The sequence below is a fragment of the Bradyrhizobium sp. CB82 genome, assembly GCF_029714405.1.
Taxonomy (GTDB): domain Bacteria; phylum Pseudomonadota; class Alphaproteobacteria; order Rhizobiales; family Xanthobacteraceae; genus Bradyrhizobium.
The window spans coordinates 1,392,157-1,411,554 of the sequence record NZ_CP121650.1 but is presented as its reverse complement, the minus strand read 5'-3'; the positions used below and the strand labels follow the sequence as shown (position 1 = coordinate 1,411,554).

Here is a 19,398-nt window from a genome sequence, read left to right as displayed (position 1 = left end):
TGAGCCGATGGAACACCGTTTTACCCGCCAAGAACTCTACAATCGAATCTGGTCAACGCCGATGACGCGAGTGGCTTCGGACCTAGGCATCACAACAGGCCGGTTGGCTTCCTTGCTTCGTCGCACCGACATCCCCACGCCTCCGTCCGGCTACTGGATCAAAAAAGGAGCTTGGCAAAGTCGTCACTCAGCCGGCCCTGCCTCCGGCTCCACCAGATTGACCCGACCCTCTGGTGTTGGACACGGATGTGGAGACCACGCGCACACCACGACCCGAAACTGTAGCGCGCAAAACCGTACCAGCAACCCAAGCGCTTTCCGAACTGGAGGCAACATCCGCACCGGCCGCTCCCTCGCCCGCAGCCACACCCGCGCCTCGCCCCTCTCAGCCAACGACCCTCACGCGAAAAGAACTCTACGCTGTGCGGTGAAAAGGTCTCCGAAAAAAGCATAAGCAGGTTCGCCGTCCACTAACTGCAGATGAGCCGCGCTGGCGGATAGCGAGTGACAAGGGCTGGAAACAGGAGCTCGCGCCGACGGGCCGCCTTGTCTTCGAAATCAGGACCTATCTGCCCGCCGGGCTGAAACGCCAATGGCTCGAGACGGATAAGCTGCCGCTCGAAAATATGATCAGGGACGGAGTTCATGTTGGCTTCCGTCAAGCCGTTATTGATTAGATGGCGCGCCCGGAGCGATTCGAGTGCCCGATACTTAGATTCGTAGTCTGCGGGACTGCCATGCGGGGACCCGCAATAGCCACCCCGCGACTTTAGGTACGAAGCCTCAGATCGAGCGCTGCTTTCAGCTCATCGAGAGTGACCTCGGGAATCGATTTGTGGATCCTTGCGATCGTTGGCTTTTCCCCGTCTCTCAGGATTGCGACGATGGTTTCCACATCGGGACATCCTGGCTCTCGACAGGTCAACTCGCTCACCGAGATCGTCACGTCATCCGACAAGCCCAACAGCTTCTGGGTTTGCAGCTTTAATTGCTGAACTGCCTGAGGATAACCGGCCTTCTGGACCCGCCGCCCCATAGGTAAGGCAATCTTTTGCATGCTCTTGACGTCCGAATGGATTTGGAGGGCTGGCGCGGCCTCAGCATGGCAACGGAGTGAGTCCAGTGCCATGCTCCGACTTCAAACATGATCCTTCAGTGACTTGAGCCCAGGCACTGCTCAAAGCCTGCCTTCAAGACGTCCTCGGGCAACTCGCGCCCGATGAAGACAAGACGGCTTGTTCGGAGCTCATCGGGCTTCCAGGGGCGTTGATGGTCTCCTTCGAGCAACATGTGCACGCCCTGAATAACAAAGCGGTCGGGATCGTCTTGGAATTGGATGATTCCCTTCAGCCGTAAAATATCGGTCCCGAACTGACGAACGGTCTCCTGCATCCAGGGGAAAAATTTGTCGGGAATAAGAGGTGTCTGTGACGTCAATGACAGGCTCTTGACGTGGCTGTCATGCTCATGGTCGTGAGCTTCAGTGAGAAAGCCGGGCTCGAACTCAAGAACCCTGTTGAGATCGAACGCGTTGCGATCCAGAACTTTCTCGAGGTCGAGCGCGCAGCGCTCCGTGCGATGGATTACGGTATAAGGATTGATTGAACGAATTCTCGCCTCAACGAGCTTGAGGTCCGCCTCCGAGACCAGATCGGTCTTGTTGAGCAAGACAACATCGGCGAACGCGATCTGCTCCTGCGCCTCGCGCGCCTGGTCGATCTCTCCAAGGAGGTGTTTTGCGTCGATAACGGTGACGATGGCATCCAGTTTCGTGTTGCGACGCACATCGTCATCGACAAGAAAGGTTTGCGCCACAGGCGCCGGATCGGCAAGCCCGGTGGTCTCCACGATGATCCCGTCGAACTTGCCGCGCCGCTTCATCAGCCCTTCGAGGATCCTGATGAGATCACCTCTCACTGTGCAGCAGATGCACCCGTTGTTCATCTCGAATATTTCTTCGTCGGCATTGACGATCAGATCGTTGTCGATTCCGACCTCGCCGAACTCATTCACAATCACCGCGTAGCGCTTGCCGTGGGTCTCGGTCAGAATCCGGTTCAGCAAAGTCGTCTTCCCCGCGCCCAAATACCCGGTGAGGACGGTGACCGGTGTTTGTGAAATCACATTGTTCATGCTTGGTCCTTTTCAAGGTTTGGGGTTCGGTAGATCGTGGATCACGGCGGGGGGTTCGAACTGGGCGGTGGCGCGCTCGTGAAAAATCAGCAAGAGCCCAGTGACAAGCGCCACGCCGAGAAGGCTCAAGCCAGCGGCAGTGAGCACCAATTCCGCCTTTGCGCGCGCTGGAATGCCTGTGATCGCCGTGAACAGATTCTTGACCGTCGATTCATCGATGCCGTGCGTGATGACGACCATTCGCGTGCGACGATCGTCCGAGGGCCAGGCCGGCAGCCGGTACTGTTGGGTCGCATGCTGAACGCCGTGCACGACGAGGGGACGCTCGGGATCGTCCTCGAGTCCAACAAGGCCCTTAAGGCGGAGCAGTTGTGGGCCGGTCACGGCCTTCAGAAGATCAATAAATAGGGCAAGATTTCGTGCCGATACAGGGCGGCTTTCGAGCAACGCCAGACTTTGGATGCCAGCCGCCGCGTGGCGGCTTGAGCCTGCGGCATTGTCGTGAGCTTGCCCTTGCTGGGCCAATGCCTGCTCTAAGGCCAACCACCCCTCAACATCGCCCCCCTGTTCGGAGGGAACGTAGCGACGCGGTGCAAAGACCGCGGCGAGATCGAAGTCGTCCCCGTGACGGTCCACGACGGCTGCAGCAGCATTGATCTGCCGGATCCTCGTCAGCAGGCCGGACCGATCCGGAGCCGCGGCAGCTTCTGCGCAAACATCCGTCTTGGTGAGCACGACAATGTCCGCAAACGCCACCTGCTTCATGCATTCGAAGTGCCGCTCCATCGATTTCTCGATCGTGGTCACGTCGATGGCGCAGACGACGCCGGACAATCGAAAGCATCTTGCGACGACGTGATCCCGATATCCGACCGCCGGAAGACCGCCGGGTGTGAGCTGATTGATGATGGGAGCGGGGTCGGCCAAGCCCGTCGTCTCGACGATCACGCGCTTGAACGGCGGGACGGCCTTGCTTTCCACGGCGTCGTAAAGTTCGAACAGGGAAGACCTGATGTCACTGGCAGCCGTGCAGCAGAGGCAGCCTGTCGTTGTCACCATCAGCTCGCGCTTGTTCACGCGAACGAGGTCATGATCGATGGAGATATCGCCGAACTCGTTGATGATGACAGCGGTGTCCGCAAACGCCTCGCTCGCCAGGAGCTCGTTGAGCAGTGTGGATTTCCCGGCGCCGAGAAAGCCCGTGAGGATCGTCACCGGAATCGGTTGATCTATTTTCATTGGCGGGTTGGGCACTCAATTGGCGGTAGGACCCGGCTGGCGCTCGGACGAGGTGATGCTAAACCGCTTGACTGTAATGTTATAACATTGCATTTGTCCAGGCAACGTTTGCATAGGCCTTGGTCACGATGGATTGTCTCGCCGCACATTGGCGGGGTTCTGGTCGCAGCCGCGCACGGTCAGGCCAAAATCAGCGTGCGCTTTCGATGAAGAGCCGAGCGCTCTTTGCGATCCTGCTGTCTGTTGCCGTCACGTCGGCGCAGGCCGCACTGGCACAGGATAAGGGCACGCTGGATCCCAAACCGCTGCCGCCACTGACCAATCCCAACGATCCGCATCTCGGCGCCAAGGAACTTTTTGGACGAAAGACATTGCCGGCACCATTGGCGGTTCGCTCCATGGGCTTCTATGCCAAGGGCTGCCTTGCCGGCGCGCAGGCGTTGCCGATCAACGACAAGACATGGCAGGTGATGCGATTGTCGCGCAACCGCAACTGGGCCCATCCGGACATGATCGCGCTGTTGGAGCGACTGTCCGACAAGGTGCACGAGGTCGCGGGCTGGCCGGGATTGCTGGTTGGAGATCTCTCACAGCCGCGCGGCGGTCCGATGCTCACCGGACATGCCAGTCATCAGGTTGGGCTCGACGCCGATATCTGGCTGACGCCGATGCCGGACCGGGAGCTGTCCCGTGAAGAGCGTGAGGAGATGTCGGGGGTCATGATGGTGCGCCCGGATCGTCTCGATGTCGATCCGAAAGTCTGGACCCCGAGCCACCTCCTCGTCATCCGCGCCGCAGCGCAGGAGCCCGCCGTCGAACGCATCTTCGTCAATGCTGCGATAAAAAAGGCCTTGTGCCGTGAAGCCAAAGGCGACAGGACTTGGCTCTCAAAGGTGCGCCCGATGTACGGGCACGATTATCATTTTCATGTTCGGATCAAATGCCCGTCGGGCAGCAGCGAATGTCAGCCGCAACCGCCGCCATCGGAAAATGAGGGCTGCAGCGCAAGCGACCTCGCCTACTGGTTCAGCGAGCCGGTACTGCATCCAAAGTTACCGACAACTCCAGTGACGCCAAGCCGGGGGATCACACTTGCGGAACTCCCGGCCGCTTGCCGGCAGATATTGGTCGCGCCGTAGAGCGGACAAGCGAAGCGATCTAACGCACGGCTTCGCCGGTGCAGTTCGCGCACTCTCCCTCCAATTCGACAATCGGGTGTAAAGGCTTGAAGCCGGTCGTCTTCGCCACGCCTCGCAAGCCCCGCGCGACCAGGTCCGAGGCCGCTTCCTGAACCGCGCCGCATTGGCTGCAGACCATAAAGACCACCATCTCGCCGCTCCCATGAAGATGATCGCAAGCGAAATAGGCTGACTGAGAAGCCAGCCGGTGCACACACCCAGCTTCCTGCAGGAATTCAAGCGCGCGGTAGATCTGAACCGCCTGCACTTTGCGTGCATCGCTCAACTTCTCGGCGATCTCGTAGGCGGCCATCGGTTTTCCGGACGCCGCAAGCAACGCCAGCACGCGCTGACGCATCGCGGTGAACGGAATTCGCTTCGATGTCGCGTAGGCGCGCGCACGGCTCTGCAGGGCATCGGCATCGATGGCATGATGATTGTGCGCATCTGCATCCACGTTACTCGCCCTCTGATCCGGATCACGAACCATTCAGATCGCCTTGACGACAAGGTGTGTAATATTATAACAGGCGCCATGTGATAATATTACACCCCGGAGCGTCCATGACCAAGCCCCAAGTCGCGGAAAACCCCAGCTTCCTCGTCAATCGCGCGCCAGTAGTCGGCGAGGCTTTGACCGCGGGCGTCGTCGTTCTCGGAATCGACTTCAGGTCCAGGCGGCGCGAGCGGGTTTACGACGCAGACAAGATCTGGTCGGGGGAACACAGCATTCTGGACTACACCGAAATCTAGAGCCCTCGCGGAATCGATCCTGTAGCGCGCGCAAAGCCACTCCCCGACTGTTGCGATATCCGGAGCGTCCATGACCAAGTCCCAAATCGGGGGAGACCGTCGTCTCCCCGTCACGGTTCTGTCCGGCTTTCTCGGTGCTGGGAAGACCACGCTGCTCAATCACCTCCTCAACAACCGGGATGGCATGAAGGTCGCCGTCATCGTCAACGACATGAGCGAGGTGAACATCGATGCCGAACTGGTGAGGCAGGATGGCAGCCTTTCGCGCACCGACGAGAAGCTGGTGGAAATGTCGAACGGCTGCATCTGCTGCACACTGCGCGACGACCTCCTTAAAGAGGTGCGGCGGCTCGCCGACGACGGGCGCTTTGATTACCTCGTGATCGAATCGACCGGGATTAGCGAACCGCTGCCGGTGGCGACCACCTTCGACTTTCGGGATGAGGATGGCGGATCGCTTGCGGATGTCGCGCGGCTCGACACCATGGTCACCGTTGTCGACGCGGTGAACCTGCTGAAGGATTACTCCAGTCCAGATTTCCTGCGCGATCGCGGAGAGGTCGCGGGCGAAGGCGACGACCGCGCCCTCGTCGACCTTCTGGTCGAGCAGATCGAATTCGCCGACGTCGTCGTCCTCAATAAGGCCGGATCCGCCTCGCTCGAACAACGTGAGTTGGCGCGCAAAATCATTGCCTCGCTCAACGCTGAGGCTCGAATCATCGATGCCGACTATGGACGCGTCCCGCTCGGCGCCGTCCTCAACACCGATCTGTTCGATTTCGATCGTGTGCAGACCCACCCGCTCTGGTTCAAGGAGCTGAACGGCTTCAAGGACCATGTGCCAGAGACGGCGGAATACGGTATCCGCTCGTTTGTCTATCGGGCGCGGCGCCCCTTCGCGCCGATGGCCTTCAATGCCTTCGTGAACAAATCCTGGCCCGGCGTCGTTCGGGCCAAAGGCTTCTTCTGGCTGGCGACACGACCGAACTTCGTCGGCGAGCTCGCGCAGGCCGGCGCGCTCGTGCGCACTTCCAAGCGCGGTCTGTGGTGGTCCGCGGTGCCGCGCGAGCGCTGGCCGGACAATCCGGAATGGCACGAAAGCATGAAGCCCTATCTTGATCGCGTATGGGGTGACCGGCGCCAGGAGATCGTGTTCATCGGCCTCGCCGACCAGATGGACGAAAGGGCAATCCGTGCCGAACTCGATGCCGCGCTGACCGGTATGGTCGACGCCTTCACGCCTGACGCCTGGCGTCACCTCCCTGATCCCTTTCCCCGCTGGGACAAGCAGGCGGCGTGAGGGACGACAGCTATCGCATGCGTTGGTATCGAAAACATATCGGGCATGGTGCGTGGCTTGCGCTTGTCGCGCTGGCCATCAACTTCACGCTCGCCTTCGGTCATGTCCACGTCTCGGACGGACGCGGCGCAGAGCACCCGCTGATCCTCGCTGTTGCAATGGGCGACAGCGGTCCAGGTCAGAACCATCCTGCGGATCACCACGACGAGGATCTTTGCCCGATCTGCATGGCCGTTGCCATCATGGGCAGCACGCTAGCGTCGACACCACCGGCGACGCCGCCGGTCGAGTTGACTGAGGTGAGGATCGATCGGCCGCTCGATCAATTGCTCTCCGCACCGCAGTCGCCGCGCGCCAGCTTTCAATCGCGCGCCCCTCCGATCTCCTGACGACGTCGCTCTTCAATCCGTCTCTAGCGCCGTGCGATGAGGCGCCCCGCAGGCCAACGAGCCGAAGCTCGTTCCGGGCTGCAGGTGCCCTCGCATCATGGAAAGTGCTTTGTCAGGAATCCTCATCAGATGAACAGTCCCACTTCGCTGCGTGCCATTCGCTACTTGCTCCTGTCGGCGTCGTCGCTGACGCTCGCGGCCATTTGGAGCGCACCCGCATTGGCCCAGAACGACAACACATCGCCGCCCGGTACATCGCAGCCCACCGCCTCTCCAACAGCATCGCCTTCGCCGACACCACAGGCGACGGCGACGCCTGTCCCAGCGCAAACGCCGCAATCAACGTCCGCCGCGCAGGCGCAGCCTCCAGGTACCAACGTTCTGCCGGAAACCCGTGTGATCGCGCCGACTGAGCGCCGTCGGCCGCGCACGCCCCGGCCAAGGCAGGTCATGCGCAACCCGGCGCCGCCACCGGCCGCGCCGACGCAGGCGCAGGTTGTGACCGAGCAAAACCAAAAGCTGGATGCGGCGCGACAGAACACCATTCTGCCGCCAATCGGGGCCACCTCATACCAATTGAGCCACCAGGCGATCGAAGCCTTGCCGCAGGGCAATAACGCCTCGCTCGACAAGGTGCTATTGCAGTTCCCGGGCGTAGCCCAGGACTCGGCGGCGAGCGGCGAACTGCACGTGCGCAACGAGCACGCTAACCTGGCGATCCGCATCAACGGCGTCATGCTCCCGGACGGCATGGCCGGTGGCTTCGGGCAATTCCTCGATTCCGGCATTATCGGCAGCATGGCGCTGCTTTACGGCGCCCTGCCGGCGCAATATGGCCTGCGCACCGCCGGAGTGCTGGACATCCAGACCAAGGCGGATGCCTTCAACAATTCCGGCACGGTCAGCGTCTACGGCGGCAGTCAATCGACCATCACCCCATGGGCGGAATACGGCGGCGCGGTCGGACAAACCCAATATTACGTGTCGGGCCGCTATTTCGGCAATCAGCTCGGCATCGAGAATCCGACACCCGAGAAGCAAGCCATTCACGACCGCACGCCGCAGGAAAAGGGCTTTCTCTATCTCTCCACCGTCACTGATCCGGAGAGCCGCCTGACGCTGATCAGCGGCGTGTCAAACTCGCTGTTTCAGATCCCCAACAATCCGGGACAGCCATCCAGCTTTGCGACCCCGACCGTCTCCAGTTTTGAGTCCTCAAATCTCAACGAGCGGCAGCAGGAAATCAGCCAGTTCAATGTGCTCGCCTACCAACATTCACACGAGGATATCGATTACCAGATCTCCTATTTTAACCGCTACAACCAGCTCCACTTCATGCCCGACCCGATCGGCGATCTCGTCATCAACGGAATTGCTTCGGACGTCTACCGTCAGAGCTACGTCAACGGCTTCCAGGAGGATACCGCCTGGCGCGTGGCCGATGCGCACACGCTGAGATTTGGATTTATGGTCAGTGCCGAGCAATCTTTGGTGACCGGCATCAATACCACGTTCCTGAGCGATCCCACTGGCGTCAATCCGCAGGCGCTCGATCCGATCACGGGCAACCCGCTTCCGCCCGTCACCATTTACGACTCCAGCTCGAAGCTAGGCTGGCTGTTCGGCAGCTACTTGCAGGACGAGTGGCGGATCACCAACCAGTTGACCCTGAACGCTGGATTGCGTTTCGACCAGATGTGGCAATATGTCGACGCCAACCAGTTCAGTCCGCGCGTTAGCCTGACCTGGAAGCCCTATGACGGCACCACGTTCCACGCGGGCTACGCGCGAACCTTCACGCCGCCTCCGCAGGTCGTCGCTGCGCCTGCCAACATGGCGCTCTACCAGAACACTGTGGCTGCCCCCGCCGTAACACGGAACGATCCGGTGCTGCCGGAACGGGCTCACGTCTTCGATGTCGGCGTGGTCCAGAAGATCTACCCGATCCCGGGTCTCGAGTTCGGTCTCGACGGCTATTACAAGATCGCGACCGATCTTCTGGATGACGGTCAGTTCGGCCAGGCCTATGTGCTCGATGGGTTCAACTATGCAAAGGCAAACAATCTCGGCGTTGAGCTCAAGCTGAACTATACCAACGGCAATTTGCAGATGTACGGCAACCTCGCCTGGGCACGGCAGCTCGCCACCCAGGTCGTCTCGAATCAGTATCTCTTCGATCCGGACGAATTGGCCTATGTCGCTAGCCACTACATCTACAGTGACCACACCCAAATCCTAACCGCATCGGCCGGCGCGGCCTACTTGTGGAACGGCACGCGCTTCTCCGCCAATATGATCTATGGCAGCGGACTTCGATCGGGCTTTGCCAACACAGATCACGTGCCGTCCTACACGCAGGTCAACATGGGACTATCGCGCGATTTCTTCCTTGTCGCGCCGAACAAGCCGACCACACTGCGCTTCGATGTCGTAAACGTGTTCGACAAAATTTATGAGATCAGGGACGGCAGTGGCATCGGCGTGTTTGCACCGCAATTCGGGCCGCGGCGCGGCTTCTATTTCGGCCTTTCGCAAAAGATTTGAAATCTGGGGATCGATCGGTGGGGCCAATCACTGACCAACGAGAGAACGTGATGAAGCATATCGGCAAGAAACCGTGGTGCGGCACCTGGCGCCGGCCGATCTCCGGCGTCCTCGGCCTGTTGGCGATGACTGCGGTGTCGCCGGGCGTGGCATTGGCGCAAATTCCAAATCCGCTGTTGCCACACAATCTGTCGCCATGGGGGATGTTCCTCAACGCCGACATCGTGGTGAAGGCGGTGTTGATCGGGCTGGCCTTCGCCTCGCTCGTGACCTGGACGGTCTGGCTTGCCAAGACTATCGAGCTGCGCCTCGCGAGCAACCGCGCGCGGCGCCGGATCGGGATGCTGGAGCAAGGCGGCAGTCTGCGCGATGCGGTCCGCGAGTGCGAGGACGACCGCGACGCCATCGCGCAGTTGATCCTCTCGACGGCGCGCGAGGCGGAACTGTCCGGCGGTATCGTCGATGACGGCTTCAAGGAGCGCGTCGCGCTGCGGCTGGAGCGCGTGGAAGCGGCGATGACGCGGCAGATCTCGCGCGGCGTCGGCATCCTTGCCACCATCGGCGCCACCGCGCCCTTCGTCGGCCTGTTCGGCACGGTGTGGGGCATCATGAACTCCTTTATCGGGATCTCCGAGTCGCACACGACCAATCTTGCCGTCGTGGCGCCGGGCATCGCTGAGGCCTTGCTGGCTACCGCGCTCGGACTCGTTGCGGCCATTCCGGCCGTGGTGATCTACAATCACCTCGCCCGGGTGATCGCAGGGTATCGCGCCTTGCTCGGCGACGCCTCGGCGCAACTGCTGCTCTTAATCAGCCGCGGCCAGCGCACCCGGACCGTGCCGCTGCCGCACGCGGCGGAGTGACGGTCATGGCGATGCGTCTCGGCTCGCGCGCCAGTGGCGACGATCTCGAAATCCAACACGAGATCAACGTTACCCCCTTCATCGACGTCATCCTGGTGCTGCTGATCATCTTCATGGTGGCGGCGCCGCTTGCGACCGTCGACATCGGCGTCAATCTGCCGGCAAGTACGGCGCCGGAACAGCCGCGGCCCGACACGCCGGTTTTCGTCACCATCAAATCGGACCAGAGCCTCGCCATCGGCGACACCATTGTCGCGCGTGAGGCGCTTGCCGGAGCGCTCGATACGGCGACCAACAGTCACAAGGATGAAACCATCTTCATCCGCGCCGACAAGGCGGTGAGCTATGGCGAGCTGATGGAGGTGATGAACGCCATGCGCGATGCCGGGTATCTGAAGCTCGCCTTGGTCGGGCTGGAAACCCCTGCAACCAAGCCATGAACGCGCACACGCTGCATCTGCCGGAGCGGCCAGGCCTTGCGCGCTGGAGCATCGCCGGCGTGACGATCCTGCTCGCGCATGCGGCGCTCGTGGCGGGCATTTTGTTCTGGTACGCTCACCGGCCGGCGCCTGAACCCAACATCATCCCCGCCATCAGCGTGACGCTCGCGCCGGTCGACGCCAGCTCGCCCGAAATCCAGGACCAGGACATCGCAGTCGGGCCGGCCATCCAACAGGCCGAGGAGATGCCGAAGGAGCCGCCCAAGCAGGAGCAGCCGGTCGAACAGGTGAAACAGCCGCCACCGCCGCAGCGGCAGGCCGAGGTCACCCTGCCGCAGGAAACGCCGAAGCAGGTCGAGCAGCCGAAGCCGGAGCCTCAGCCGCCCGCGCCGGAAACCCGCGCGCCGCCGAAAACCGAACATACCGGAGAGTTCACCCAGGCCAGCGCTAACGCCTACAACGCGCTGGTGTTCGGTCACCTGCAACGATTCAAGCGCTATCCCGCCGCGGCGCATGGCGCATCCGGCACGGTCACGGTACGGTTTGAGTTGAATCGAGCCGGCGAAGTGATTGACAGCGCGGTGGCAAAGTCCTCCGGCAATGCGGTGCTCGACGGTGAGGCACTCGATCTCCTCCGGCGCGCCAGCCCCTTCCCGGCGTTTCCGGCCGCCAAGCCAGGACGCGCGACACCTACCTCGCACCGGTCAGCTTCGCCCGCTGACAATGCACCAGCTTGTCTCTCGACCGAAACAATAGCGCTCTATTGCAGCTGTATGGCGGTAGCATGCGGTTTCGACGGCCAATTTTACTGCGGTGAGAGAACAGCTCAGTCACGATCCTAATTTCGAACGATCTCCACCGGACCATGGTCATCGCAGTGATCACCGTGGGGATGGTGCAGATGCCCGGCGACGAGATAGTCGACATGATCGCCATGCGGGACCGCGTCATGGCCGCAGCCGGGTCCGTGGACGTGAGCAGCATAATGTCCGGAGCAAGTGATTGGCGCGCGTGCAACGATCGGGGCTGTTGTCGCTCACCTCGATCCGCCGCGATGGTTGTAATTCCCGGTTCAGTTGGGAAGGCGTGACTCAATAGAACCAATTTGGGATTGCCTGAGTGCCGGCCATCCTGTGGACGACCCGCGCACCGTTGCCGGCCATCTTTCAGCGTTGCCCGCAGCGGGGCCTGTAGCTCAATGGTTAGAGCCGGCCGCTCATAACGGTCTGGTTCCTGGTTCGAATCCAGGCGGGCCCACCAGCAGCAGCAGCAGCGGCAGCAGCGGCCGCCGCCTTTTCCTCCTTCTTCTTCTTCCTTCTTCTTCTTCCTCCTCCTTTTCCTCCCTCCTCTCTCTCTCTCTCTCTCTCTCTCTCTCTCTCTTCTCCCCAAAGGCTTGTCCGGTCGGTGCGGGCCCGAAGATGGTGTCTGGACATCGCGGGTCTCGGCGACGGGCGCCGCGAGCCTCTCTCGCAGCCTGTAACCCGTCACGACAAAACCCGCGCGACGCTCTTACTCTCAGTCTCTAAGTGAGAGATGCGAAATCTGGGACGCGGCGCGCCTTATGGGAATTGGCCTTGAGCTGGCTAGGGCGCGGGCAAGGCCAGGCGTGCGCCAACGGCGCATCGCCTCAATGGAAAATGGCACCCGGAGAGCGTGAGCATAGCGACCCCAAGGGGCACGCGGGTCCGAGTGCAGCGACGAGACCGGCTCAATAGCGGCACCCGGGAACAGGGCAGTGATAGCGATCGCCGCAGGCGAGCCCGAGTGCCCCCGGCGAGGAGCTCCGTAGTCTTTGCGCGAGGGATCGAAAGCCGGATGGCCGAGACGCAAGGCGGCTCGGTTCATATGTGGACGGCCCCCGACTTGCAAGGATTGGCTCTGGCAGCATGCTCGGATCGCTTGCGCTCATATGTCCGGCCTGTTTTCGGGTCTTGCGACCACCGGCCAAGATGGGCTTCGCGGACAGTGAGATCCAAACACGAGAGCGGCATTTTCTGCCGGTAAACCGAGCGGAGCATTTCACTGACCGGCTCGCGCCGAACGTACCACCTCTTCCTGTCCTGCAAGTTCCGCCCTCAGCGTCAAACCTGCCGGTCTGGCGCCAAGCTGTGCATTTCGTTCAGGTCAATGTCGGCGTCGGCATGACGCTGCTTGCAGGTCGATACCGCTCACCGCTGACCATCAGTTTCCAGGCAATCCGCGCCAGCTTGTTTGCCAACGCTATGACCACCAGCTTCGGCGGCTTGCGGGCGATGATGTCTTTCAGCCAGGGCCAGGAGCGAGTTTCCCGTCGGCGCATATCTGCGATCACAGCCGTCGCGCCAGCCACCAAAACGGTTCGCAACATGCCGTCACCCGCGCGTGCAATCACGCCGAGCCTATTCTTTCCGGCCGTCGAATGATTCTTTGGGGTCAGGCCGAGCCAGGCGGCAAAGTTTCTTGCCGACTTGAACCCGCGTGCATCGACGACCTTGATTGACAGCAGCGTCGCACCGATCGGACCGACGCCCGGGATGGCCGCCAGCCGTCGGCTCATCTCGTTACTCCGGTGGAGCTGCATGAGCTTCTTGTCGAGCTTGGCGATCTGGCCATCGACGCGCTCCAGTTCTGCTGCCAAAGCGTCCACCAACTCCTTCGCCAAGTCCGGGACTGTTACGTCGGCCTGAATGTCGATGAGCAATTGTTGAAGCCGCGAAAGCCCCTTGGGCGCGGTAAAGCCGAATTCCGCGGCATAGCCACGGATCGAATTGGCGAGCTGGGTCCGCCTGCCGATGAACTGGTTGCGCACACGCGCCAACATCTGCGCGCCCTGCTGCTCGGGACTCTTGATAGGCACAAAGTTCTTGCGCAGTTTCGGCCGACTTGCCGCCTCGCAAATTGCCTCGGCGTCCGCAGCGTCGGATTTCCCGCGCTGCACGTACGGTTTGACATATTGCGGCGGAATCATCGCAACCTCGTGACCGAGCGATTGCAGTTCGCGCGCCCAATAGTGCGATGCCCCGCAAGCCTCCAGCGCGACAAGTGCAGGCGGCAAACGACTAAAGAAATCCAAAACCTGCCCACGCCTCAACTTACGCCGTAGAATCGGCTGCTCCGTCTCGTCAACGCCATGCAGCTGAAACACACTCTTCGACGTATCCAAACCGATGCGAACAATCGTTTCCACGGACGGCTCCTTCGTTTGAGGTCAGCGACGAACTCTTCTCGCCACGCAGTGTGGCGGAAGGGGGCCGTCCACCCCAACACGAGAGCCCGATGCAGCGGAAGCCGCACGCGCGCCAAGAGGAGCCGCCAAGATCTGAGCAGGAGGACCTAGATTTCCTCGCGTATCCGTTTGCGTGTCATAGATCCTGATCTGAAGCATGGGAAGGCGCTCCAGTTCCCCTCAACCAGCCCCCGAAGCGGTCTCTGGCTGCAAATTCGGCTTGAGTGGACTGTCGTGGGCGAGAGGCGCGATGAGCGAGCGAGCGCGAAGAGCTAGGGCGCTGGTACTGCAGAGCCTTTACCAACTAGAGGCCCCGCCCTCTGGAGCAAAGGGCGGGGCCTGCTCCCTGCCGCCCCAGAGGGAGCCGCGCCGTTGCAGCCGGCGCGCTACCATGCAACGCTCGATTTTCCGCCGCCTTATGTTCCGGCGAGCCGCTTAGAAACTCACGGATGTTCCGATTTTCGGTCCTGGCCTTGCTTCATTACATTGCGCAGTACAATTTCAGAGAGCTGCACGACCAGTTGCTTGAGACACGCAATCTCCTGCTTGTAGCTTTCGATCTCGCGGCCGTCGGTCACAACAGAAACTTCATGGCGATTGTCGCTTTCTGTCATCCTACATGCAGAACCTTTTCTTCGAGAGGAACAAATGGATCTTCGTACCGCCGCCACGCGCGCTTTGTCGTGTCGCTTGCCCCCTGGATTGAACACCTATCCTTCACCGACAGCACGTATTATTATTCTACCGAATCTGCCTCTATGCACTCAGGAGAGCTAGTCCCATTTGGGATAGAGCTCGTTGCTGGTGTGTGCGCTTTTTCAACGCTTCGAGCTGATCTAGCGCGTTGTCGGGATCGAGTTCTCCGCGTTGACTTCACTCGCCTGGGCAATGTCATGCAGCGGATATTACTTGGCCCGCTTGGTAACATCGAAGCTCAGATTGATTCTTGGAAGGTTCCAGCTCGATAACTCGTTCTTCGTCGGCCAGCTCACTCAATCGGAAACGAACACTGCTCGCTCGATAATGTCGAGCTATCGGACTTTTTGATCGCAAGCTGCGCGGTCGTGGTTGGACCATTGGATCCATCGAGATAAAAGCTGATACGTGAGCTGGAGAGAGCAACCATTCGGTCTTACCCAGAGACCTCAATCTCTGAACCTGAAGGCTACAGATGAACCTCTGCTGATCACTGATGATTCTGTTCGATGACGCGCCCCTCAAAGGAAGGCTTCAGAGCGACTCTTGCGCGCGCCGGTCGGCACCGACGAGGGGCAAACGCCACCTGGCGCGCCGAGGTGCGTACGCTTTCGGGCTCGTTGTCCTACTTTGGAGCAGCAGATTTGGAGCTGGTCGGACGAGCGCTGCTGGGCAGTTCTCCGACTGCAAGTTTCCTGGCGACCGGCGCCGCGCGCAGCCGCGCAACAGGGACACGGCCAATTTTCGGCTGCAGCTCGAGCAAGTCAATGAACACGTCAGCCTGGCGGCGCAGTTCATCGGCAATCATTGGCGGCTGTGTCGCCAGCGAAGAGACCACCGTAACGCGGACACCTCGCCGCTGTACGGCTGCCACGAGCGAACGGAAATTACCATCGCGTGAAAACAGCACGACCTGATCGAGCTGCCCGGCGAGCTCCATCATATCGACGGCGAGATCGATATCCATGCTGTATTTGACTCTACGCCGTCCATTCGGATCGACGTACTCCTTGGTCGGCTTTGTGATGACCTTGAACCCATTGTAGTTAAGCCAATCGATCATCGGGCGCAGCGACGAAAATTCCTGATCCTGTTCAATTGTCCTTGTGTAATAGAAAGCCCGCAATAGCTGGCCCTGACTCTCGAACTCTCGCAGCAAGCGCTTGTGATCGATATCGAAGCCGAGCGCCCTTGAGGTTGCGGACAAATTCAGGCCGTCGATATACAGAGCAACCCTATTAACCGGATTATCTGCCATCAGCGAATCTCCAATGAGCGAACTCGATATCGCCCTCAACTGCCGAATGGCGGCGACGATCGCTCGCTGTACTATCGGTCGCGAGCAGGTGTTGGGACGACCCAGGCGACGCCCTGGGAGCTTGAAATGAACTGTCTGCCGCCTCGCTCGCAAAGATTCGCGAAACAGACGCAGCTCACGCTAGTCACATGACCCGGGTCATACTGCCTGGCGAGATCTCTTGCCTCGGCAGCCGCTCAACCCAATTCTCAAGGCACCTCCCCAAACGCGGAAATTGCCGGCTCCGGGCCTGCACCCACATCTATTTCTAACTCTGAAATGACAACGCAACAGTCCCGTTTGGGATATTCCGCTTAATTCCCAGCGGTCGTATAGCAGCTGGACGAACTCTGGTCGGATTGCAACCCGCGGAACAGGTTCTTTGATCACATGGAAGAACATCGATCTTCCTACAGACGTCGAGTTCTCAAATCGGGAGCTATTGAGTTCTCAGGTGGCAGCCTGCCTTGCCTGATCCGCAACATTTCCCAAACCGGCGCGGCTTTCGAGGTCATGAGCCCTCTCTGGTTTCCGGACACTTTCGCGCTAGTTATTCAGAGTGAACATCTTCGCCGGCTTTGCCGGATTGTCTGGCGAAAAGAGAGACGGATCGGCGTCACGTTTATTAATTCCCACCCCTCATAAAAGCGCCTGTTCCGTGTGCGACGGAGTCAAGGGAGCATCCCCAGATAACCGGCAGCGACTTCTGGCCAGTAGAAAGCCAGGGCGATCGACAGAACCAGGCCTGCTGTGCTGAATAATACAATGAGCGTCAGCGCCTCAGTGTCGACGCTCGGCTTAACCGGGCTTCCGTCGGCCTGCGCACGCTTAACCATTACGTCATTCGTGTCACTCATCGTCGTTCGGGGCGAACGCTCCTTCCCGTCAAGCAGCTTGTTCATGGCGCCCCAAGACAGTCGGCCGAAACGGCCGCTCCAAGGAGAATAATCGATTGGCGGAATAGATCGGAACAGCCATCAGCTCCGCAGATATAGATCGTGGTCTGCATGTGTGTGCTTCATATTGTGGTCTGAGAATGATGCATCTTTTATCGCAGCCGCGACAACAGCGAAACCAACTCGCCCTGGCGTCTGGTCGCGGTGCGAAGAAATATGGCCTTGAGATGATTTCTTGCTGTTCCTGGAGAGATGCTCATCTCGCGGGCGATTTCCTCCAGCGATTTTCCCTTTGCCAACAACGATGCGAGTTGTGCTTGAACGGGAGTCAAGCCGAAGACTTCCATGAGAGACGCCTGTGAAATGACGGGCATTTCATCCAGGTCCGTCAGGAGAAGAACAACGCTCACGTCACAAGGCAGGCTGCTGGATCCAGAACTTCGCAGGATAGCTTCCATCACAATCGGCCGCCGACTGGCACGATTAACTGCGAGATGTGAAATTGAGGGCACTTGCTTGTCGGAGATCAACCGGGCGCGATCCAGCAGCGCTTCCAGCTTCATTCGCGATTGACAGTCTGCCACATAGATCCGCCGACCTCGCACGGAGAACTCACTGTCAAAGACCTTTGAGGCCTTACCGCTCACAGCCAACACTGAGCCGTCTCGATCAAGCAAAATGGCAGGGTGGTTGATCAAATCGAGCGCAATGAGAACGCTCGAGTACTCCTTAGGAGTCATCGCCGACTGGTAGATAGGCACACTTCCCTGGTGAGCATCGAGCATTTAAGACCCAACGAATCAGTTGGCGCGCGCCTCTGCCAAACTTCACATGGCCGAAAGCGACACCAATGTCGGCATATTGCGTCAACTTTTAGTGAAACGTAGCGCTAGGGACAGTCCCATTTGGGATGTTCGCAAAACACTCTCTCATCCAAATGGATACCAAAGGGAGGAGCGAATCGTAGATCATGACGCGGCTCAACCACCGTCGCGAAGGCAAGCGCGATTTTTACCGCGCCGCGTGTAGTCAGCGTCTCTCATTTTGATCGCCTTCACGCCGCGCGGCATCTCTCAGTTCGAACGCGGTCAGCACCCAAAGTCCCCCGGCTCATCGATGAGCACGGCTGCATTGCCTCACACGGATCAAGCGAGAACATCCAAAGACAACCAGCGTGGAAGCAAGATCGCGCCTCACATGGGGAATAGCGGTACAGTCGATCCCATACGTCCCTTGCCAGATCTCCTTAGCGAGCGACTGTCGCTTGAATCCATTCGTAGGTTGGGAGGTTAGACGTCCCCTCAGGCCTTTGCCCGCAAACGAATCGGTCCGTGATCGCCCTCCGAGTCCGCTTGATAATATCGACCCGCAAGGTCGAAATTCGCTATTTCCGGCACATCCAGCTCAGAAATTCTGCGCAAGATGGCGACGGACGCGCAGACTTTCACGAAAGCCGACATTGAGCTTAGGTCGCGCCGCAGATCTAATAAGATCGAACCAGCAATCGGCCCGTCATATTCTCGAGCCCCGTTTACAATCTTGGTCCTCTCAGAAGGAGCTATGAATATGAATTCGATGGCGGGAGACAGATCAGCACACTATCCACGAACGTAGGCGGACGTCGCGACAGTGGGACCGCCCGTGGCTGACTTGGGCATATCGGCATGTCACGCGCTTCGGATCAATGCTGTGCATCCCAATTCGATAACGATCGGCGGCGGCAAGAGCGACGAATTTGCCGCAAACCTACATCATAAGCATGTTAGCGGATTCAGATCCGGACGGGCAGGCCAAAGACATTCGCGACCGAACGCAGCTTGCTCCTAAGGCGAAAGCCACATTGTGTGCATTGCGAGACTATCGACCCGACCTCCGTAGGAAAGAGAGCCCCCACGCAAGCGGGCAGTCCGGACCGTAGCGACCCAGCTTTCTTGTCGTCGGGACGAGCAGAATCCTCGCCCCCAAATTTGAATCGAAAGTAAGACCATGGCCAGTTACCGCATTGATTGTGTTCACAAGCCGAACCGTATGAGCCGGCATGAGCACATCTCGGATGTCGGTGGGCCCAAGCCCGAAGGAGGAAGATGGAGGGAGAAGGTGGAAGACGTTGTTCGTTTTATCGAGAACAAGCAGCACAGGTTCTACACGCAAGACGGTAACTCGACCGCTTGGGTTGCCGTGCGAAAAAGCCCGTCGGGACGCAAATTCATTCAGACCCATGCAGACGGCGTCTGGAATGACAATTTGCTTGCCCTCGACGAGTGCTCAACCTAGCTCGAGCGCGGCGCGTCCACGAGCGGTTTCTCGCCGATGAGCGCGGGGGCGAAGCAATCCTCAAGCACCGAATCCGCCAAGATGATCCGGCGCAGGCGGCCGAGAGCCGGCGCGATCAACATCGATGCTGGATACAGAGCCAGGCGTGCGCCAAGGGCGCATCGCCTCAACGCAAAATGGCACCCGGAGAG

19 protein-coding genes and 1 tRNA gene are annotated in these 19,398 nt (G+C 59.8%); 11 read left to right on the top strand and 9 right to left on the bottom strand.

Annotated features, from left to right (window positions below):
• Positions 1-769 precede the first annotated feature (769 nt).
• The 3 genes from QA640_RS06730 to QA640_RS06720 form a co-directional block, all read right to left on the bottom strand.
• The gene (locus QA640_RS06730; RefSeq protein ID WP_283039947.1) at positions 770-1,057 is read right to left on the bottom strand and encodes a nitrate reductase; all 288 of its coding nucleotides are present in this window, start codon (positions 1,055-1,057) and stop codon (positions 770-772) included.
• 95 nt (positions 1,058-1,152) lie between these two features.
• Positions 1,153-2,133, bottom strand: coding sequence for a GTP-binding protein (locus QA640_RS06725; RefSeq protein ID WP_283039946.1), 981 nt, complete (start codon positions 2,131-2,133; stop codon positions 1,153-1,155).
• 12 nt (positions 2,134-2,145) lie between these two features.
• On the bottom strand, positions 2,146-3,372 hold the full coding sequence (locus QA640_RS06720) for a GTP-binding protein (protein ID WP_283039945.1): 1,227 nt from the start codon (positions 3,370-3,372) through the stop codon (positions 2,146-2,148).
• 206 nt (positions 3,373-3,578) lie between these two features.
• On the opposite strand from QA640_RS06720, the gene mepA reads away from it, so the two are divergent.
• The gene (mepA, locus tag QA640_RS06715) at positions 3,579-4,511 is read left to right on the top strand and encodes a penicillin-insensitive murein endopeptidase (RefSeq protein WP_283039944.1); all 933 of its coding nucleotides are present in this window, start codon (positions 3,579-3,581) and stop codon (positions 4,509-4,511) included.
• 19 nt (positions 4,512-4,530) lie between these two features.
• Here mepA and QA640_RS06710 read toward each other — a convergent pair whose 3' ends face one another.
• A complete protein-coding gene (locus tag QA640_RS06710) occupies positions 4,531-5,040 on the bottom strand; it encodes a transcriptional repressor (RefSeq protein WP_283039943.1) in 510 nt (169 codons plus the stop codon).
• Positions 5,041-5,114: 74 nt separating this feature from the next.
• Here QA640_RS06710 and QA640_RS06705 point away from each other — a divergent pair, with 74 nt between their 5' ends.
• The 8 genes from QA640_RS06705 (at position 5,115) to QA640_RS06670 (ending at position 12,099) form a co-directional block, all read left to right on the top strand.
• Positions 5,115-5,303, top strand: a complete 189-nt coding sequence (locus QA640_RS06705; protein ID WP_283039942.1) for a hypothetical protein — start codon at positions 5,115-5,117, stop codon at positions 5,301-5,303.
• A gap of 70 nt (positions 5,304-5,373) precedes the next feature.
• Positions 5,374-6,603: a GTP-binding protein gene (locus QA640_RS06700; RefSeq protein WP_283039941.1), complete on the top strand. Its 1,230-nt coding sequence runs from the start codon at positions 5,374-5,376 to the stop codon at positions 6,601-6,603.
• Between the two features lie 17 nt (positions 6,604-6,620).
• Positions 6,621-6,992 carry a DUF2946 family protein gene (locus QA640_RS06695; RefSeq protein WP_283039940.1) on the top strand — a complete coding sequence of 124 codons (372 nt, stop codon included), beginning with the start codon at positions 6,621-6,623 and terminating at the stop codon, positions 6,990-6,992.
• A 129-nt stretch (positions 6,993-7,121) separates the two neighbouring features.
• A complete protein-coding gene (locus QA640_RS06690) occupies positions 7,122-9,536 on the top strand; it encodes a TonB-dependent receptor (protein WP_283039939.1) in 2,415 nt (804 codons plus the stop codon).
• A 125-nt stretch (positions 9,537-9,661) separates the two neighbouring features.
• On the top strand, positions 9,662-10,399 hold the full coding sequence (gene exbB / locus QA640_RS06685; RefSeq protein ID WP_283042740.1) for a tonB-system energizer ExbB: 738 nt from the start codon (positions 9,662-9,664) through the stop codon (positions 10,397-10,399).
• Between the two features lie 5 nt (positions 10,400-10,404).
• Positions 10,405-10,839: a TonB system transport protein ExbD gene (gene exbD / locus QA640_RS06680; protein WP_283039938.1), complete on the top strand. Its 435-nt coding sequence runs from the start codon at positions 10,405-10,407 to the stop codon at positions 10,837-10,839.
• A gap of 59 nt (positions 10,840-10,898) precedes the next feature.
• Entirely contained in the window at positions 10,899-11,681 is a 783-nt protein-coding gene (locus QA640_RS06675; RefSeq protein ID WP_283039937.1) for an energy transducer TonB, read from the top strand.
• A gap of 342 nt (positions 11,682-12,023) precedes the next feature.
• Positions 12,024-12,099 (top strand) — tRNA-Ile (locus QA640_RS06670).
• Between the two features lie 859 nt (positions 12,100-12,958).
• Here QA640_RS06670 and QA640_RS06665 read toward each other — a convergent pair.
• The 3 genes from QA640_RS06665 to QA640_RS06655 form a co-directional block, all read right to left on the bottom strand.
• Positions 12,959-14,005, bottom strand: a complete 1,047-nt coding sequence (locus QA640_RS06665) for an IS110 family transposase (RefSeq protein WP_283039936.1) — start codon at positions 14,003-14,005, stop codon at positions 12,959-12,961.
• Between the two features lie 482 nt (positions 14,006-14,487).
• A complete protein-coding gene (locus tag QA640_RS06660; protein ID WP_283039935.1) occupies positions 14,488-14,658 on the bottom strand; it encodes a hypothetical protein in 171 nt (56 codons plus the stop codon).
• Between the two features lie 707 nt (positions 14,659-15,365).
• Positions 15,366-15,998 (bottom strand): NYN domain-containing protein, encoded by a 633-nt coding sequence (locus tag QA640_RS06655; RefSeq protein ID WP_283039934.1) that lies wholly within the window; start codon positions 15,996-15,998, stop codon positions 15,366-15,368.
• A gap of 429 nt (positions 15,999-16,427) precedes the next feature.
• Here QA640_RS06655 and QA640_RS06650 point away from each other — a divergent pair, with 429 nt between their 5' ends.
• Positions 16,428-16,682 (top strand): PilZ domain-containing protein, encoded by a 255-nt coding sequence (locus QA640_RS06650; protein WP_283039933.1) that lies wholly within the window; start codon positions 16,428-16,430, stop codon positions 16,680-16,682.
• 26 nt (positions 16,683-16,708) lie between these two features.
• On the opposite strand, the gene QA640_RS06645 is transcribed toward QA640_RS06650, so the two are convergent.
• Positions 16,709-16,939 (bottom strand): hypothetical protein, encoded by a 231-nt coding sequence (locus tag QA640_RS06645; protein ID WP_283039932.1) that lies wholly within the window; start codon positions 16,937-16,939, stop codon positions 16,709-16,711.
• 146 nt (positions 16,940-17,085) lie between these two features.
• The gene (locus QA640_RS06640) at positions 17,086-17,718 is read right to left on the bottom strand and encodes a helix-turn-helix transcriptional regulator (protein ID WP_283039931.1); all 633 of its coding nucleotides are present in this window, start codon (positions 17,716-17,718) and stop codon (positions 17,086-17,088) included.
• Between the two features lie 1,201 nt (positions 17,719-18,919).
• On the opposite strand from QA640_RS06640, the gene QA640_RS06635 reads away from it, so the two are divergent.
• Entirely contained in the window at positions 18,920-19,207 is a 288-nt protein-coding gene (locus tag QA640_RS06635) for a DUF3892 domain-containing protein (protein WP_349253697.1), read from the top strand.
• Positions 19,208-19,398: the final 191 nt, after the last annotated feature.

Excerpts from the sequence above, each read along its gene's own strand:
- QA640_RS06690 (WP_283039939.1), top strand. The coding sequence starts at position 7,122 with ATGAACAGTCCCACTTCGCTGCGTGCCATTCGCTACTTGCTCCTGTCG.
- QA640_RS06710 (WP_283039943.1), bottom strand. The coding sequence starts at position 5,040 with ATGGTTCGTGATCCGGATCAGAGGGCGAGTAACGTGGATGCAGATGCG.
- QA640_RS06635 (WP_349253697.1), top strand. The coding sequence starts at position 18,920 with ATGGCCAGTTACCGCATTGATTGTGTTCACAAGCCGAACCGTATGAGC.
- mepA (WP_283039944.1), top strand. The coding sequence starts at position 3,579 with ATGAAGAGCCGAGCGCTCTTTGCGATCCTGCTGTCTGTTGCCGTCACG.
- QA640_RS06705 (WP_283039942.1), top strand. The coding sequence starts at position 5,115 with ATGACCAAGCCCCAAGTCGCGGAAAACCCCAGCTTCCTCGTCAATCGC.
- QA640_RS06660 (WP_283039935.1), bottom strand. The coding sequence starts at position 14,658 with ATGACAGAAAGCGACAATCGCCATGAAGTTTCTGTTGTGACCGACGGC.
- QA640_RS06650 (WP_283039933.1), top strand. The coding sequence starts at position 16,428 with ATGGAAGAACATCGATCTTCCTACAGACGTCGAGTTCTCAAATCGGGA.
- QA640_RS06700 (WP_283039941.1), top strand. The coding sequence starts at position 5,374 with ATGACCAAGTCCCAAATCGGGGGAGACCGTCGTCTCCCCGTCACGGTT.
- QA640_RS06645 (WP_283039932.1), bottom strand. The coding sequence starts at position 16,939 with ATGAACAAGCTGCTTGACGGGAAGGAGCGTTCGCCCCGAACGACGATG.
- QA640_RS06655 (WP_283039934.1), bottom strand. The coding sequence starts at position 15,998 with ATGGCAGATAATCCGGTTAATAGGGTTGCTCTGTATATCGACGGCCTG.
- exbD (WP_283039938.1), top strand. The coding sequence starts at position 10,405 with ATGGCGATGCGTCTCGGCTCGCGCGCCAGTGGCGACGATCTCGAAATC.
- QA640_RS06730 (WP_283039947.1), bottom strand. The coding sequence starts at position 1,057 with ATGCAAAAGATTGCCTTACCTATGGGGCGGCGGGTCCAGAAGGCCGGT.
- QA640_RS06640 (WP_283039931.1), bottom strand. The coding sequence starts at position 17,718 with ATGCTCGATGCTCACCAGGGAAGTGTGCCTATCTACCAGTCGGCGATG.
- QA640_RS06725 (WP_283039946.1), bottom strand. The coding sequence starts at position 2,133 with ATGAACAATGTGATTTCACAAACACCGGTCACCGTCCTCACCGGGTAT.
- QA640_RS06695 (WP_283039940.1), top strand. The coding sequence starts at position 6,621 with ATGCGTTGGTATCGAAAACATATCGGGCATGGTGCGTGGCTTGCGCTT.
- exbB (WP_283042740.1), top strand. The coding sequence starts at position 9,662 with ATGACTGCGGTGTCGCCGGGCGTGGCATTGGCGCAAATTCCAAATCCG.
- QA640_RS06720 (WP_283039945.1), bottom strand. The coding sequence starts at position 3,372 with ATGAAAATAGATCAACCGATTCCGGTGACGATCCTCACGGGCTTTCTC.